This window comes from Halobacteriovorax sp. JY17 (genome assembly GCF_002753895.1).
GTDB lineage: Bacteria > Bdellovibrionota > Bacteriovoracia > Bacteriovoracales > Bacteriovoracaceae > Halobacteriovorax.
In genome coordinates this window covers 1,512,467-1,527,630 of record NZ_NJER01000001.1, presented here as the reverse complement: position 1 = coordinate 1,527,630, position 15,164 = coordinate 1,512,467, and the positions used below count along the sequence as shown (strand labels likewise).

The 15,164-nt window shown below is 35.9% G+C and carries 11 protein-coding genes; 9 read left to right on the top strand and 2 right to left on the bottom strand.

Annotated features, from left to right (window positions below):
• Positions 1-1,761, bottom strand: a complete 1,761-nt coding sequence (locus CES88_RS07160) for a hypothetical protein (protein ID WP_290732878.1) — start codon at positions 1,759-1,761, stop codon at positions 1-3.
• Between the two features lie 193 nt (positions 1,762-1,954).
• Between CES88_RS07160 and CES88_RS07155 the strand changes: the two genes are divergently transcribed.
• The 9 genes from CES88_RS07155 to CES88_RS07115 all read left to right on the top strand — a co-directional run bounded on the left by CES88_RS07155 (position 1,955) and on the right by CES88_RS07115 (position 12,972).
• A complete protein-coding gene (locus CES88_RS07155; RefSeq protein ID WP_290732877.1) occupies positions 1,955-3,103 on the top strand; it encodes an acyl-CoA dehydrogenase family protein in 1,149 nt (382 codons plus the stop codon).
• A 199-nt stretch (positions 3,104-3,302) separates the two neighbouring features.
• Positions 3,303-4,436 carry an acyl-CoA dehydrogenase family protein gene (locus CES88_RS07150; RefSeq protein ID WP_290732875.1) on the top strand — a complete coding sequence of 378 codons (1,134 nt, stop codon included), beginning with the start codon at positions 3,303-3,305 and terminating at the stop codon, positions 4,434-4,436.
• Positions 4,437-5,699 carry a hypothetical protein gene (locus CES88_RS07145; protein ID WP_290732873.1) on the top strand — a complete coding sequence of 421 codons (1,263 nt, stop codon included), beginning with the start codon at positions 4,437-4,439 and terminating at the stop codon, positions 5,697-5,699.
• Positions 5,700-5,828: 129 nt separating this feature from the next.
• Positions 5,829-6,740, top strand: a complete 912-nt coding sequence (locus tag CES88_RS07140; protein ID WP_290732871.1) for a GGDEF domain-containing protein — start codon at positions 5,829-5,831, stop codon at positions 6,738-6,740.
• On the top strand, positions 6,737-8,467 hold the full coding sequence (gene mutL / locus CES88_RS07135; protein ID WP_290732869.1) for a DNA mismatch repair endonuclease MutL: 1,731 nt from the start codon (positions 6,737-6,739) through the stop codon (positions 8,465-8,467). Before CES88_RS07140 ends, mutL begins: the two co-directional genes overlap by 4 nt.
• Positions 8,464-9,435 (top strand): tRNA (adenosine(37)-N6)-dimethylallyltransferase MiaA, encoded by a 972-nt coding sequence (gene miaA, locus CES88_RS07130; RefSeq protein ID WP_290732867.1) that lies wholly within the window; start codon positions 8,464-8,466, stop codon positions 9,433-9,435. The genes mutL and miaA overlap by 4 nt, the downstream gene beginning before the upstream one ends.
• Positions 9,436-9,498: 63 nt before the next feature.
• The gene (locus tag CES88_RS07125; RefSeq protein ID WP_290732865.1) at positions 9,499-10,368 is read left to right on the top strand and encodes a pyruvate, water dikinase regulatory protein; all 870 of its coding nucleotides are present in this window, start codon (positions 9,499-9,501) and stop codon (positions 10,366-10,368) included.
• A complete protein-coding gene (locus tag CES88_RS07120; protein ID WP_290732864.1) occupies positions 10,368-11,705 on the top strand; it encodes a CBS domain-containing protein in 1,338 nt (445 codons plus the stop codon). The genes CES88_RS07125 and CES88_RS07120 overlap by 1 nt, the downstream gene beginning before the upstream one ends.
• The gene (locus CES88_RS07115; RefSeq protein WP_290732862.1) at positions 11,695-12,972 is read left to right on the top strand and encodes an Nramp family divalent metal transporter; all 1,278 of its coding nucleotides are present in this window, start codon (positions 11,695-11,697) and stop codon (positions 12,970-12,972) included. Before CES88_RS07120 ends, CES88_RS07115 begins: the two co-directional genes overlap by 11 nt.
• On the opposite strand, the gene CES88_RS07110 is transcribed toward CES88_RS07115, so the two are convergent.
• Positions 12,961-15,006 (bottom strand): serine/threonine-protein kinase, encoded by a 2,046-nt coding sequence (locus CES88_RS07110; protein WP_290732860.1) that lies wholly within the window; start codon positions 15,004-15,006, stop codon positions 12,961-12,963. The genes CES88_RS07115 and CES88_RS07110 overlap by 12 nt on opposite strands.
• Positions 15,007-15,164 lie beyond the last annotated feature (158 nt).

The window sequence follows — 15,164 nt, the reverse complement described above, 5'->3', positions numbered from 1 at the left end:
CTATGAAAAAACACCGAAATCAATAGAGAACGAACCATCTGGCAAGAGCTCTCCCTGAATTTCATGCTGTTGAGTTGAAAGATCACAATTATATTCATCAATTATTTTTAGTAGAGCAAAGTTCTTAGCAAATTTTAATTTCACTTTCTTCTTATAACTTGTTGGGTTGTAAATACTAAGTCTTCTTACTTCTTCGTAGTTAAGCTCATTAACAGAAGAGCCTCTAGTTCTCCAGAAGACTTCAATATTATCGGAAATTTCAACACTGATATGTTGCACTTCAAAAGTTCCGATGAGCTTCTTCCAAAAGTTTACTCGATCGATAATTCCACGGGTAAGAAGTTTTTCACCATTAAAGACAATGAGCTTCCCTTCTCCTAATTGAGCGTAAGAAACTTCAGTGAGAAAGTTTACTTTTTCTACTTCTAAATTATTTTCTAGAAAGAACGATTCCAATCTTCTTGCTAATCTAGTTTCAAGTTCAGAGCTATCTAGTATAACTTTTCCACCATTCATAAATATTTTAAGAATTGTTTTAAAGTCACTCTCAATCAATTCTGCACCTTGCACGAAGAAGAACTGATCTAAGACATTCTTCCCCTCTCTCCATCCAAATGAATCTTTATCAATATAAGAAAAACAGCTATAGAAATCAGTATTTAAAGCGTCTACTAACCCTAAGCTACTCCAAGTTTTTGCCCCATCTTCAAAGCGAACAAGGTTGAAAATATTTAAAGTATTAAAGTGAACACCTTCATTTTCATAAACATCGTCTTCTGAAAGCTTTTGAGCTAAGAAAGTCCCCTCTACCATCTCAGAAAGCTGTCTTCCCAAAACTCCCTTCTTCTTTCTCTGTGGTAATAGAATAGACGAAGGAATAACTCCTCTTGCAATACATTTTGAAATATCTTTGGAGTATTTTGAATTTAAATCATTGGCACTCATTCTATTTAAAAGGTCTTCTAAAGATCCTCCTAGAAAAGAAAACTTCAATGTCCCTTCCCAATTAGCACCAACTCCAGCACTTAAAGCCTCTAAATAAAGTGATGTAATTGTTTCGGAAAATTCTCTTTTTACAATGGCCTCTTCCTCGATGGACTCAATGCCTTGAAACTCAGAATTATCTCTAAGAGCACGGGCCTTGAGAAATCTACTAAATGCCTGCTCAAAAACTTTTGAATAATCATCTAAGTAACTGACGTACTCATCATTTTCTAAATTTCCACAAATATAGCCGTAGACATCAGAAGTGATTCCACTCTCAGAAAGATATTGTCCGAACTTTGAGCAAAATTTCGAATAGGCTTGAAAAACTCTTGGATCGTAAAAGGAATAGAGTTTATTAATATTCTCTTCGTTATCAATTATACCGTAGGCCATGCCTTCTTTATTTAGAGAGATTGATCTTGCAAGAAGATGCGGAACTCCACCATTTACCAAGAAAGGAACTGGAGTAAGTGGCATAAGGAAAGTAATCTCTTTTCCTAGCTCACAAGCAATATCAAATAATTTCTTTAAATCTGTTTCTGGCTTCGTTTCAGCAAAATCGTAGCTATCACCCGTGTCTGAATGAAAAGACCAATTTACTGGTACTAATATCTTATCACCCTTACTAAATTCTTCTAATTTAGTCTTCCATAGAGATGATGAAGTTTTCCAGTAAAGAAACCAATTCTCTCCGGGAAATACTGCGTCTGCATCTCTAGTCACAGGTGTCGTTAGACTCAATGAATACCTCGTGTCTGCACTTATATCTTCCATGATTATTCCTTAAACCCTTAAAATTCTATCAATTTGTTTAAAATGATGTAAAGCATCTTTTATATAGAATTTCGCGAAGACCCTAAGACTTGTCAGACTTTCCCTCCATTTGATATAAAAATTGCGTCAATTTCACAATAAGTCATTGAAGACACTCAATAAAATAGACCTGCGAATTCAAAAGGATTATTAAATGTGGTTTTTTACAGAAGAAGAAAAACAAATTAAGGAACTCTGCGCAGACTTTGCACGTAGAGAACTTGCTCCAGTTGCGGAGAAGCACGATACAGATGAAACTTTTAATATTGAAGCTTTCAGAAAAATGGGAGAGCTCGGAGTCCTTGGTATTACCGCCGATCCAAAGTATGGTGGAGCAGGAATGGGTGCCGTTGCTGCAACGATCGTTATGGAAGAGTTTGGAAAGGCCTGTGCCTCTTCAACTTTAAGCTACCTCGCCCACTCAATCCTTTGTGTAAATAATATTCAAAATAATGCTTCAGAAGAGCAGAAAGAAAAATACCTCCCAAAACTTATTTCTGGTGAGCATATCGGTTGTATGGGAATGAGTGAACCAGAATACGGTTCAGACGCTGTCGGTATTCAAACAAAAGCTGAAAAGAAAGACGATCACTACCTTCTTAACGGAACAAAGATGTGGATCACAAACGCTGAGTACTCAGATGTGGCCTACGTCTATACAAGAACTGGAAAAGAGAGAAAGAACCTTTCGACCTTCATTATTGAAAAAGGTGCCGAAGGATTTTCTGTTGGAAAACCAATTCATAAGATGGGGATGAGAGCATCACCGACTGGGGAACTTGTCTTTGATAATTGTAAAATTCCTCATTCTGCCCTTGTTGGAAATGAAGGTGACTCTATTTACCATATGATGAAGAATCTAGAACTTGAGAGAATTACAATCGCTGGAATCTCCCTAGGAATTGCTCAGGCCTGCGTTGATCAATGTGTAAAGTATGCGGGAGAGAGAGAACAATTCGGTAAAACTCTTGGTAATTATCAAATGATTCAGAAGATGATTGCAGAAATGGCCACTGAAACTGAGATGATGAGAAGATTCTTATACACTGTTGCCAAAGAATACGATGATGGTAAGAAAGGACCGATGGTTGCGGCTCAGGTAAAACTTCAAATTCCTAAGATGGCGACAAAAATTGCATTAGATGCTATTCAACTTCACGGTGGATACGGATACTCAAGAGAGTTTCCAGTTGAAAGAATGATGAGAGATAATAAGCTAAATGAAATTGGTGCCGGAACAAATGAAGTGATGATTATGATCATTGCAAAAGAGCTACTTGCCCTTAATAAAACTGCTAATTAAAATCATGGCCCTAAGAAATTAGGGCCACTATACTTTTCTCAAAGAACGCTCCCTCCTCATAATTCAAAGATACCAATACTATAAGTTATTAGAACTAGGTCTCATTTTTCTTCTTCCCTCTTCTAATATTGCTAAATCATTGAGTTTTTTGCTACTATCCACTCTAAATTTAACAAGAAAATCAAGCAGGGGAACTTACGTGTTAAGTGAATTACAACTCGAATTATCTAATCAACTAAAGAGATTTTGCCTAGATAAAATCGAACCTCATATGGAAGAAGATGACCACAATGAAAACTTTAGAATGGATATTTATAATCAAATTGGAGAGCTAGGCGTAGCGGGAGTTACAATTCCAGAAGAGTTCGGCGGAGCTGGACTTACTTATCAAGACCTCTGTGTGGTTCTAAGTGAGCTTGCAAAATCTTCAGTCTCTTATGCTGTCACTCTTTCAGTTTCTGTTATGTCTCAGTCTATTTTAAATGAATTTGGAAATGAAGATCAAAAGAAGAAGTACCTTCCGGCATTAACAAGTGGTGAAGAAATTGCGGCCTTCGCTCTTTCAGAATCTCACTCAGGATCTGATGCTGCTGCACTTAAAACAACTGCAAAGAAAGTTGAGGGTGGATATATTCTAAACGGTACAAAAATGTGGATTACCTCAGCGGGAATTGCAAAAACTTATATCGTTATGGCGCGCACTGGTGTCGAAGGACATAAGGGAATTTCAGCGTTCATTGTTAGAGATGGAGCAAAAGGTTTCACATACGGCAAGAAAGAAAATAAAATGGGTTGGAAAATCTCTCCAACCAGAGAGCTTGTGTTTGAAAATTGCTTTGTTGCAGACTCTGACCTTCTTCAAACAGAGGGAATGGGATTCAAAATCGCCCTTAGTGCTCTAAGCCGTGGTCGTATTACAATAGGATCAATTGCCGTCGGTCTCGCTCAAAGAGCTCTAGATGAAGCTGTTAAATATTCTCTTGATAGGAAACAATTCAACCAACCAATCTTCGACTTTCAAGGTCTACAATTTATGATGACTGATATGGCAACTGAGATTGAGTGTTCAAGACTCTTAGTCGAAGAAGCCGCAAGAAATTTTGATAGCGGTATTAAAAATCAAAAAATCGCCTGTATGGCAAAACTTAAAGCAACTGATACTGCGATGAAAGTAACGACAGATGCAGTACAGGTCCTTGGCGGAGTTGGTTACACTAGCGAATATCCTGTTGAAAGATTTATGAGAGATGCAAAAGTTCTTCAAATTGTAGAAGGAACAAATCAAATTCAAAAAGTTGTCATCGGAAGATGTCTAAAACAAGAGTACGTATAGATGAATATTGAGCTAAATAGTCCCTTTGATAAAGACCAATCACTTTTTAGCGAGAGTTTTTTAACTGAAAAACTCAACGCCTTTAAAGAAATTATTAAAGACCCAAGCATTGGCTTCTTTCAATTAGCAGATAATGTAGAGCTCGCAAAATCTTGCGAAGACTTCTATGCTAAAAATAAAGACATTAAAACTTTTGTTCACGTTGGAATTGGCGGAAGCTCACTTGGTCCTGAGATGCTTGTGTCTGCTCTTGGAAAGAGTGATGTACGTTTTGAGTTTATCAATAATATTGATCCAGAAAGAATTCTAGATCAATTGACAGGGATTAACCCCGCCGACGCCCTCTTCTACTTCGCTTCCAAATCAGGTGGAACAGCAGAAATGACTGCGGCCATGGCCCTTATAATTAACTGGCTAGAGGAAAAAGGGTTAACTCAAAATGAATGGAAGAAGAAATTTGTTTTTGCAACTGATCCTAAGAAAAGTATTCTCCTAGACTTAGCAAATGACCTAGATATTCCAACTCTTGATATTCCATCTGATATTGGTGGAAGATTCAGTGTTCTAACCCCCGTTGGACTTCTTCCAGCACTCTACGCAAATATTGATATTTATCAGCTTTTAGCAGGAGCAAAGAAAGGTGCTGCTAATTGTCTTAATGAAGATGTTAAAAATAATGAGCTTTTAAATACATGTTCTCAACTTTTCGATCTAAAAAACTTCGACATTACTCAGACAGTTTTCATGCCTTACTCATCAAAGCTTAGGGACTTCTGCTTTTGGTTTGTTCAACTTTGGGCCGAGAGCTTAGGAAAGAAATTAAATACTAAGGGAGAAGAAGTCTTCACTGGGCTTACTCCTATTCCTGGATATGGAGCTACAGATCAGCACTCTCAAATGCAATTATTTATGGAAGGTCCGATGGACAAGTGCCTTCTTTTATTGGAAATAGAGAAATTTTCTTGTGACTTCTCTCTTAACTCAAAGCTCGATTATCCATCATTCAATAAGTTATCTAAGCATAATTTATCTGACCTCATGAAGGCCGAGCTTTATGGTACGATAAAGGCCTTAAAAGAAAGTGGCATACCGCATATTCATTTCAAGATTAGTGAGAATAACGCCGAAGCTATGGGAGAGCTTATTATTTTCTTTGAAAGCTTAACTGCTCTAATGGGTCATTATCTAGATGTGAATCCATTTGACCAACCAGGAGTCGAACTTGGAAAAGTCTACGCCTATGAAAAGCTTGCAAATAGTTGAGTATTTCAATTGGACTAGGAAGTAATGTAAGCAGTTGTATTAAGAGGCCCTTGGGGCTAGAATTGTGAGTAGTTAACAACAATAAATTCATATATATTTTCAGATATTGATAAGAAGAAAGGTATAAAAATGAGTGACGATTCTACAGTTGTACTAACCGACATTAAAGCAGCGTTGGCTTCAGCAGAAAAAGAAGCTGAACAAAAGTCTGCGGCCCTCTTAGTTGTTGGTGGAGATTTAAATGGAACAATCTTTGACTTAAATCAAAGAGAAGTTACATGTGGAAGAAATGCAGACAATGTAATTCCTCTAGAGTTTAATGGGATTTCAAGACATCATTTTAAAGTTGTAGATCAAGGTGATGACAACTGGTCTGTTGAAGATACAGGTTCAAAGAATGGTACATTTTTAAATAATAAGAAAATTGAAGGATCTGTTGCTCTAAGTAAAGGCGATATGATTAAGCTTGGAAGTATGGCCCTTAAGTTTCTCCCAAAGGGAGATCCTGAGAGACTAACTTACGACAAGTTAAGTATGGAAGCCAATACTGATGGACACACAGGTTGTTACAATAAAACATACTTCAATAATAGAATTGAACTTGAAGTAAAGAAGTCAAAAGTAACAGGTGATCCTCTTTCACTAATCCTCTTTGACCTTGATCACTTTAAATCACTTAATGATAATTATGGTCACGATGCTGGAGACTTCGTTCTTAAAGAACTTGCTCATATAATAAGAGGCGGTGGCGTTAGAGATAACGATGTCTTCGCTAGATACGGTGGGGAAGAATTTGTTATTCTTCTTCCAAAGACAAATTTAAAACAGTCTTTTGAAATTGCAGAAAGACTTAGAAAACTTGTTCAAGATCATGACTTTAACTATGAAGGAAAGATTCTTCCAGTAACCGCTTCTATTGGTGTTGCAGACTATCGCCAAGGAGTTACAAATGGAACAGACCTCTTTAAGAGAGCTGATGAATCAGTTTATAAGTCAAAAGAAGGTGGAAGAAACCAAGTAAACTTCTATCGAGCGCAATGACCCTAGAAGAAAAACAGCATAAGATAAATCTCCTTCCGGAGCATTTAATAGATCAGATCAAGGCCGGTGAAGTAATTGAAAGACCGGCCTCACTCGTTAAAGAGCTCCTCGAAAATTCGCTCGACGCAGGCTCTACAAATATAAAAATTACGATTATTGAAAATGGACTTGAACTCATCTCTATTGAAGATAATGGTGATGGGATTCTCTTTGAAGACCTTCCCTATGCATTTTGTAGACACGCGACTTCTAAGATTGAAAGATTTGAAGATATTTATAATCTCTACAGCTTTGGCTTTAGAGGAGAGGCCCTCGCTTCTATGGCAGCCATTTCTAGGATAACTTGCTCTTCTACCCCTAAATCTAATCCAAAGAATGGTGGAAAAATTGTTATTCATGGGGCAAAGGAAATGTCTCACACACCCGTCCCAGGAAAGAAGCACGGAACTTCCCTCTTTATAAAAGATCTCTTCTTCAATACACCCGCTAGATTAAAATTCATTAAATCTAAGACTAGTGAAAAGAATGCCATGAAGAGAATTATCAATGCCTTCATTCTCACAAACCCTCAAACACAATTCTCAGTGAAATGGGATGATAAAGATAAGAGTATTTTTAAACCTGTTGAAAAAGAAAATCTTAAAGAGAGAATAAAGACAATAATTCTACCTAAGAATGCTAGCAATAAAGAACTCTATGAGTTTTCTGGCGAATATGAAGGTCATAGCGTTCATGGATTTGCTTCTGCACTAACAAGTAAAGGCAATGCCGGAAAAGGTCAATACCTCTTTGTAAATGGAAGACTCTTTACTGACAGACAAATTCACGCCTCGATACTTAGAACTCTAGAGAAAGTGTGGCCATTTGGAGAGACTGGACACTACTGCGTAATGCTAGACGTTCCACCAACTCAAGTTGATGTAAATGTTCACCCTAATAAAACACAAGTTAAATTCTTTAAGGCGAATATTGTTTTCTCACTAGTCTCTGCGAGTATTAAAAAATTTATTGATGAAAATACAGAAGAATTAATTAGACCACAAGAAGAGCTCTTTTCAGAATCAGAACAAAGAGATCAGGGCCTACAAATGTTTTCTAATAATCCATTTTCAACTTATAGCAACCAAGGCACTCGCCCTAGTAGCTTTAATTTTGATCGATCGAAGATTACAACTGCCACGATCAATGAAGATTCCAACCCTATTCAACTAAATAGACTCAATGATAGATACCTAATTTATCAAGATGAAACTTCTACTAAGTCAATGATTGACTCTTTTTCACTCTTTATCAATTATTGGCTACATGATTTTAAAAGAAACTTCCCTTATATTGAGTCCCAAACAACTCCCCTCTTAATTAGTGAACCTTTTCAATTGGGTGATAAAATTCTAGGTAATTTAGATTTTTTAAAGAGCCTTGGACTAGAAATAGATAAACTTGATGAAGAAACATTTGCACTAAGAACTATTCCAAGCTGCCTTGACTCATTTAATATTAGAGAAGTTTTAAGTGATATTCTAAGAGAGATTAATCACCTAGAACTCAGTAAAGAAAACTTTGAAGACGTTTTAAAAGAACTAATTAATAACCTAGATATTAGAGATTTCTTTTTAAGCGATTTCTCAATTATTCATATTCTTAAAGACTATTCAATGATAGAAGCACTACAAACAAAGTCCATTATAAATTTAGATAATAAAGTTTTAGAAAAGCTCTTTAAATGACTACTAAGAAAATCATCATTATTTCTGGTCCAACAGCATCTGGTAAAACATCTACGAGTATGAATATATATGATCAACTTATCCGAGTAGGATTAAGGCCAGCGATTGTAAATTTTGATTCACTACTATTTTATAAAGAACTCTCCATAGGAACAGCTAAGCCTACTCAAGAAGAACTTCAAAATTATGAACACCATCTTGTAGACATCAAAAGTGCTAAAGAGCCTCTAAATGCTTCTGAGTTCTTAGAATTAGCTGACAAGACCTTAGACAATTTAATCGATGATGGAAAAATTCCTATATTTGTGGGTGGATCAGCCTTCTATGTAAGGGCCTTTATTAAAGGAATGTATGATTCAACCCCTATCTCCGAAGAACTCAGATTATCAATAGAGAAAGAGTATAATCAAAAAGGAATCTCCTTTATTAGGGAGTTTCTAAAAGAAAATGATCCAATATCTTTTGAAGCTCTTCACGAAAATGATCATTACCGAAATATTAGGGCCTATGAGCATTTCCGAGCAACTGGCTCTCCAATTAGTCTTGAAAAAGAAAAGGCCGAAAAAAATAACCCTTATGACTTCTCAGTTAACCGACTAAAAGGTTTTGAGATTATTCATATCTACTTAGATCTTCCAAAAGATGAACACTGGAGTATTATTAAAGATAGAACTTCTAAAATGATTGAGAGTGGACTTATAGAGGAAGTAAGGAATCTTCTTAATAACGGATTCACAGGTAAAGAAAAACCCCTCACCTCTATCGGCTATAAAGAAACAATACAATTTATTAATGGAGAATTCTCAACCCAAAATGAATATATTGAGCGCATCGCAATATCAACTAGACAACTAGCGAAGTCTCAAAGAACCTTCTTTAATAAAGTGACCCCTAAAGATATATTTCACCCTCTCAAAGACAAGAATAATATAGTCAATTTAGTCATTTCAAAGTTAAAAGTAGACTAGGCTTTTTTTTCTCAATCTCTTGTTAAGCCATTAAATTTGTTAAAATTAATAAAAGGAATTTTTATGGCATCACTTCCAAGAAAGTTAAAGATTATCATTATTTCAGATGGAACAGGAGAGACAGCAACCGCTATTTCTAGGGCCATCATGACTCAATTTCCTGATCGAGAAGTTTACTTCACTCGCTTTAAGAATGTGAGAACAAATGAACAAGTTGATGCCATCTTCACTGAGGCGGCCATTCATCATGATTTAATTATCTATACAATAGTTACGAGTGAACTAAGAGACTATATTGGTGTTGTAGCAAGAAATCGTCACGTACGTGCGCTAGATTTAATTGGGCACGCACTTACTGCTTTTTCAAATTACTTTGAACAAGAACCTAAATCAGAGCCTGGTCTACTCCATGCCGTTAATGATGAATACTTTAAACGTGTTGCAGCTATGGAGTTTACTTTAAACCATGATGATGGAAGAAATCTAGAAAGTTTAAATTTAGCAGATGTTGTACTTGTTGGAATTTCAAGAACAGGAAAAACTCCACTCTCGGTTTATTTAAGCCAGCATGGGGTAAAAGTCGTAAATGTTCCTCTAATAAAAGGAACAGAAATCCCTGATTCTCTATTTAAAATAGATCAAAGAAAAATATTTGCTCTTACTATTAACCCTGATGCTCTACTTGAAATTAGACGAAAGAGATTAACAAACTTAGGAGCTGCAAATCACACTGGTGATTACGCAGAACAAAGTAAAGTTATCGAAGAACTTGAATGGGCCAACGATCTATTTAGTGAAAATAAGAGATGGCCAGTTTTTAACGTAACAGACAAAGCAATCGAAGAAACAGCTTCTGAAGTATTGAGACTTATAAATATGCGTAAGAATAATATTTTCAAACAGAGCAAGAGAAACGAAGAGCGTGAAGACTAATGAGTATATTTAAAAATTTCTACGACATTCAAATTCATTTCTCAAATGCTATTGGTACTAAAATCATAAATGAAGATGGAATAAAGCTTGGTATGCTCTGTGACTTCTTTGTTGATTATGAAGAAGTTTATCCACTCGTTCTTGCAATCCAGTATAAGAGATCAGGGCAATCGTTCTATATTTCATGGAATGATATTATTGAATATTCACATAAGAAAATTATTGTAAAGAATAATAGCTTTCAAGGGAGAAGTAGAACTTACCCTAAGGCCACTACAAGTAGAGTTATTACTCCAATATTAGCGAATCAATTCACTGGAGACACAGTCGAATATCCTCCTCTTGGAAAAATTGTTCTAGATAGGCAGATTGTTGATACTGCTGGAAAGAAAGTCGTTCGTGTAAACGATATTCAAATGATCAAGGCCGGAAGCAACTTAAGAGTCACTCACGCGGCTATTGGTTTAAAGTCAATGATCAGAAGGCTTGGTTATGAAAACTTTATAGATAAGATTGTTAGTATCATAAGACCTAATTCAAAATATCTATCAAGTGAAATACTTATCAACTGGAAATTTGTTCATGCAATTCCTAATAAAAGTATTCAATCCTCAGTAAAATTAAACTTATCCAATGAAGATATTAAAGAACTCCATCCAGCTGACCTTGCAGATATCCTAGAGGATCTCGACAGTCATGGACGAGGAATTATTTTTAATAATCTAGATGCTAAAATGGCTGCTGAAACTCTTTCAGAAGTCGACGATGAACTTCAAGCAACACTTCTAAAGAATGAAGACCCTGAAAGAGCTGCCGACATTATTGAAGAGATGGACACTGATGATGCTGCCGATATTCTCAATGAAATTGGAGGGGCTACAGCAGAAGATATTATTTCTAGAATTGAAGATGATGAAATTCTAGAAGAGATCCAAGAACTACTAGTCTATCAAGAGAATACTGCCGGAGGACTAATGTCTACAGAGTATCTCTATGTTGAGCAAAAAGATAAGAAGTCTGACATCCTTGAAAAAATCCAAGAAGAACATGAAGACCTCGAAACAATTTACGCCATCTATGTTGTAGATGCTGATCACAAACTTATAGGTCATTGCTCTCTTAGACAGCTAATTACGCAGAAAGAAAATATTGAAGTTTGTGAAATTATGAATACAAAAGATATAAAATCTTTAAAGCCCAATGTTCCTTGGAAGGAAGTTGCAAGCTTTATGAGTAAGTATAATTTAATTTACACTCCTATCATTGATGATTCTAATGAGCTACTCGGAATTATCTCCATTGATGATTTACTACCACGGTTACTAAATGAACGATAAAACAGAGAAAAAGGGCTCACCTAGCCTTTATACTAAACTGCTAATTCTTCTCTCTATTGTTGGACCTGGAATTATTACGGCCAATATAGACAACGATGCTGGAGGAATAGCAACCTACTCTCTAGTAGGGGCAAGGACTGGTTTTAAACTACTTTGGACACTTGTCCCAATTACTGTTGCACTTGTTATGGTTCAGGAAATGTCTGCAAGAATGGGCATTGCTTCAGGAAAAGGACTTGCCGATCTAATCAGAGAAAAGTTTGGCCTCAAAGTAACGTTCTACTCTCTGTTTCTACTTATCTTCGCTGATCTTGGAAACACTATGGCCGAATTTGCAGGGATAGCCTCTGCTGGTGAAATTTTTGGTATCTCAAAGTATGTATCAGTCCCTTTATGTTCTCTATTTGTTTGGCTTCTCATCACAAAAGGTAATTATAAAACAGTCGAAAGAATTTTCATTGCAGGTTGTGCCATCTATCTCTCTTATATTGTATCAGGCTTTATGATTGGACCAGATTGGGGAGAGGTTGCTAAGGCAACATTTATTCCAGACTTTGATGTTTTAACATCGGAAAATATGCCCTTAATTGTGGGCCTTGTTGGAACATCAATTACTCCATGGATGCAATTCTATATTCAATCTGCAGTAGTAGAAAAAGGTATATCAACAAAGCACCTCTGGCATTCAAAGATTGATGTAATAGTTGGATGCTTCTTTATGTTTCTTGTAACAATATTTATTATTATCTGCTGCGCAGTAACTATTCATAGCGCAGGAGTTAATATCAATACAGCAGCAGACGCTGCAAGAGCATTAGAACCACTTGCGGGAAAATATTCAAGCATACTCTTTGGAGTTGGATTATTTAATGCCTCTATATTCTCAGCAGCTCTACTTCCTCTAGCGACAAGCTACTATGTTTGTGAAGGTATGGGATGGGAATCTGGTGTGGATAAGACCTTTAAAGAAGCTCCTAACTTCTTTACAATATTCACACTATTAATCTTAATTGCGGCGGCAATGATTCTTATTCCGGGAATAAATCTTTTCAATATCTTAATTTGGACTCAGGTTATTAATGGTGTTCTTATACCTGTTATTCTTCTCTTTATCATCAATCTCTGTAATGACCCCGACATAATGGGAGAATTCACGAACTCCACAGCCTATAATTTTATAAGCTATGGAATTGTTCTATTAATGTTCTTGATTAATGGTGCCTTGATCTATTACGAGGCAATTCAGAGATTTTTTTTAAATAATTAGTTCACAGAAATCGACAACTGCATCTTCAATTAATTCAAAGTCGATTTTTCTTTCTATATTTTGCTTTCCAATCTTATAGAAGATACTTTGAGGAGTTGGAACACCCTTCTCTGTATTCTTACTACTGATTGGAAATGGAATCCCTCTTCTTCCTCTAAATGGAAGCTCTTCCTCTCTGGGTTCTCCAAACATAGTAAAGCTAATACTTCCTCTAGCACAACTTCTAGACATCTTTAAGTATCCATATCCTTGATAGCTAGTTTCTTGAACTTCAATACTCTCATTATCACCTTCTGCTGGTGAAATTTTTTGAATAAAGTGCTTACGTCCAGAAGTCTCAACTCTCAACCAGTGATCTTTTCCAGAAGCAACCTTGAATGAGTTTAAAAAATCCACTTTTATTTGGTTACCATCTATAAATACGTTCTGCTTATGCTTATTAAATCCCTTAAGTGTGATCGTAGCCTCTCCAGCCTCTTCTTTAATGACATCAACACCTGCTTCACTCTGAGTATCAGACGAAGGAATTCTCTTAGTAGTGTTTTGAGTGGCTGGATTTGACTTTACTTCAAGCCCTACTAATTCTTTAACCATATTCATATTTGAATACCCAAAGAATAATCCTCCAGCAAGAACTGCAATTGAGGCGACTTTCGTAACTAATCCACTGTCTTTTTTCTTTTTTACTTTCTTAATAGTTGTTCTACCAGAAGATGTTTTTCTGGTTTTAGTAGCATCTGGTCTTGAAACTTTTCGTGTACTTCCATCGATTGATTTATTTACAACAGTCTTTGGCCTAGCTTTTCCTATTGATAATTCTTGAGTTCCATCGGCCAGATGACCAAATTTCTCATCTATATCAACACTAGACTTAGTTTGAGCTCTTGATCTCGCCCTAGTCTTTGTTTTTGTAAGTGGTTCCTCTTCTTCAAACCCAAAGTCGAGAACTTGCTCCTTTCCTCTATCTGCAGGACTTGCATCAGACTCTACAGACTCTCTTTCAGAACTAGAAGCTCCTCCAGTTCCACCAATCTGTTCCCTCTTTAAATCTTCAAGATAAGGTTTTAAATCAATTTTTCCAAACTCAAATAGCTTCTCTCTATCTTTTTTAATCTCTTCTTTAAATAACTCTTTTGCAAAGAATCCTAAATCAGATGAATTAAAATCAGGATAGTTAGAATATAGGAACTTAATAAGAGCTCTGTTAAGTTGGTCTAAGTTTTCAAATCTCTTATTTCTATCTTTGCTTAACGCCTTTAAAACTATTTCATCAAGCTCTTTAGGAACATTAGGGTTAATACTAGAAGGTGCTGGAACTTTACATTCCTGAATCTTCTTTAAAACAGCAAGATCATTAGAAGCTTTAAACAGCTTTCTAGAACAAAGCATTTCCCAAAGTGTAATACCAACGGCAAATTCATCGTAACGAGGATCAAGCTCATGTCCCTCTAAGTATTCTGGAGCAAGATAAGAGAGTTTCCCTTTGATTGTTCCAGCCTGTGTTGCTTCTGAATTTGTTTCTGTCTTAGCGATACCAAAGTCGATGACTTTAATTGCACCATCAAAAGTCAGCATGATATTATGCGGAGAAATATCTCTATGAATAATTTGTAAATCTTTCCCTGTTAATTTATCTGTCAAAGTATGAGCATAATGCAAACCTTGGCAAACTTGGGTAATGATATAAACTGAAATTTCGACAGGAAAAACAAATTTTCTTTCTTTTAGTTTATCTAAATATTCTTTTAGATTTCGTCCGTCACAATACTCCATTGCAACAAAGAGTTGATCTTGTTGCATTCCATAGTCGTATGTTTGAACAATATTTGGATGTAAGAGACCAAAAGTAGTTTTAATTTCATCCATGAACATAATTCTAAAATTTTCATCTTTTGAGAATTGAGGTTGAACCATTTTTATGGCCACAACTTTGTCCGCTTGCTCACCTAGAAATCTAGCACGACAAATTTTTGCCATCCCACCATCTATTAGGTGATCTAAAATTAAATAACGACCAAATCTTTCTCTATCCACAATACAACCTTATAATAACCGACGTATTATATTTTATTCATCTACTCATCGGTTATCGTCATAAATTCTTGAGAGAAAAGACAGTTTAAAACTAGCCGCCACACCACATAAGCAACTGAAATCACAATAACATAGTGACTTTTTTATTGAAAATGTAG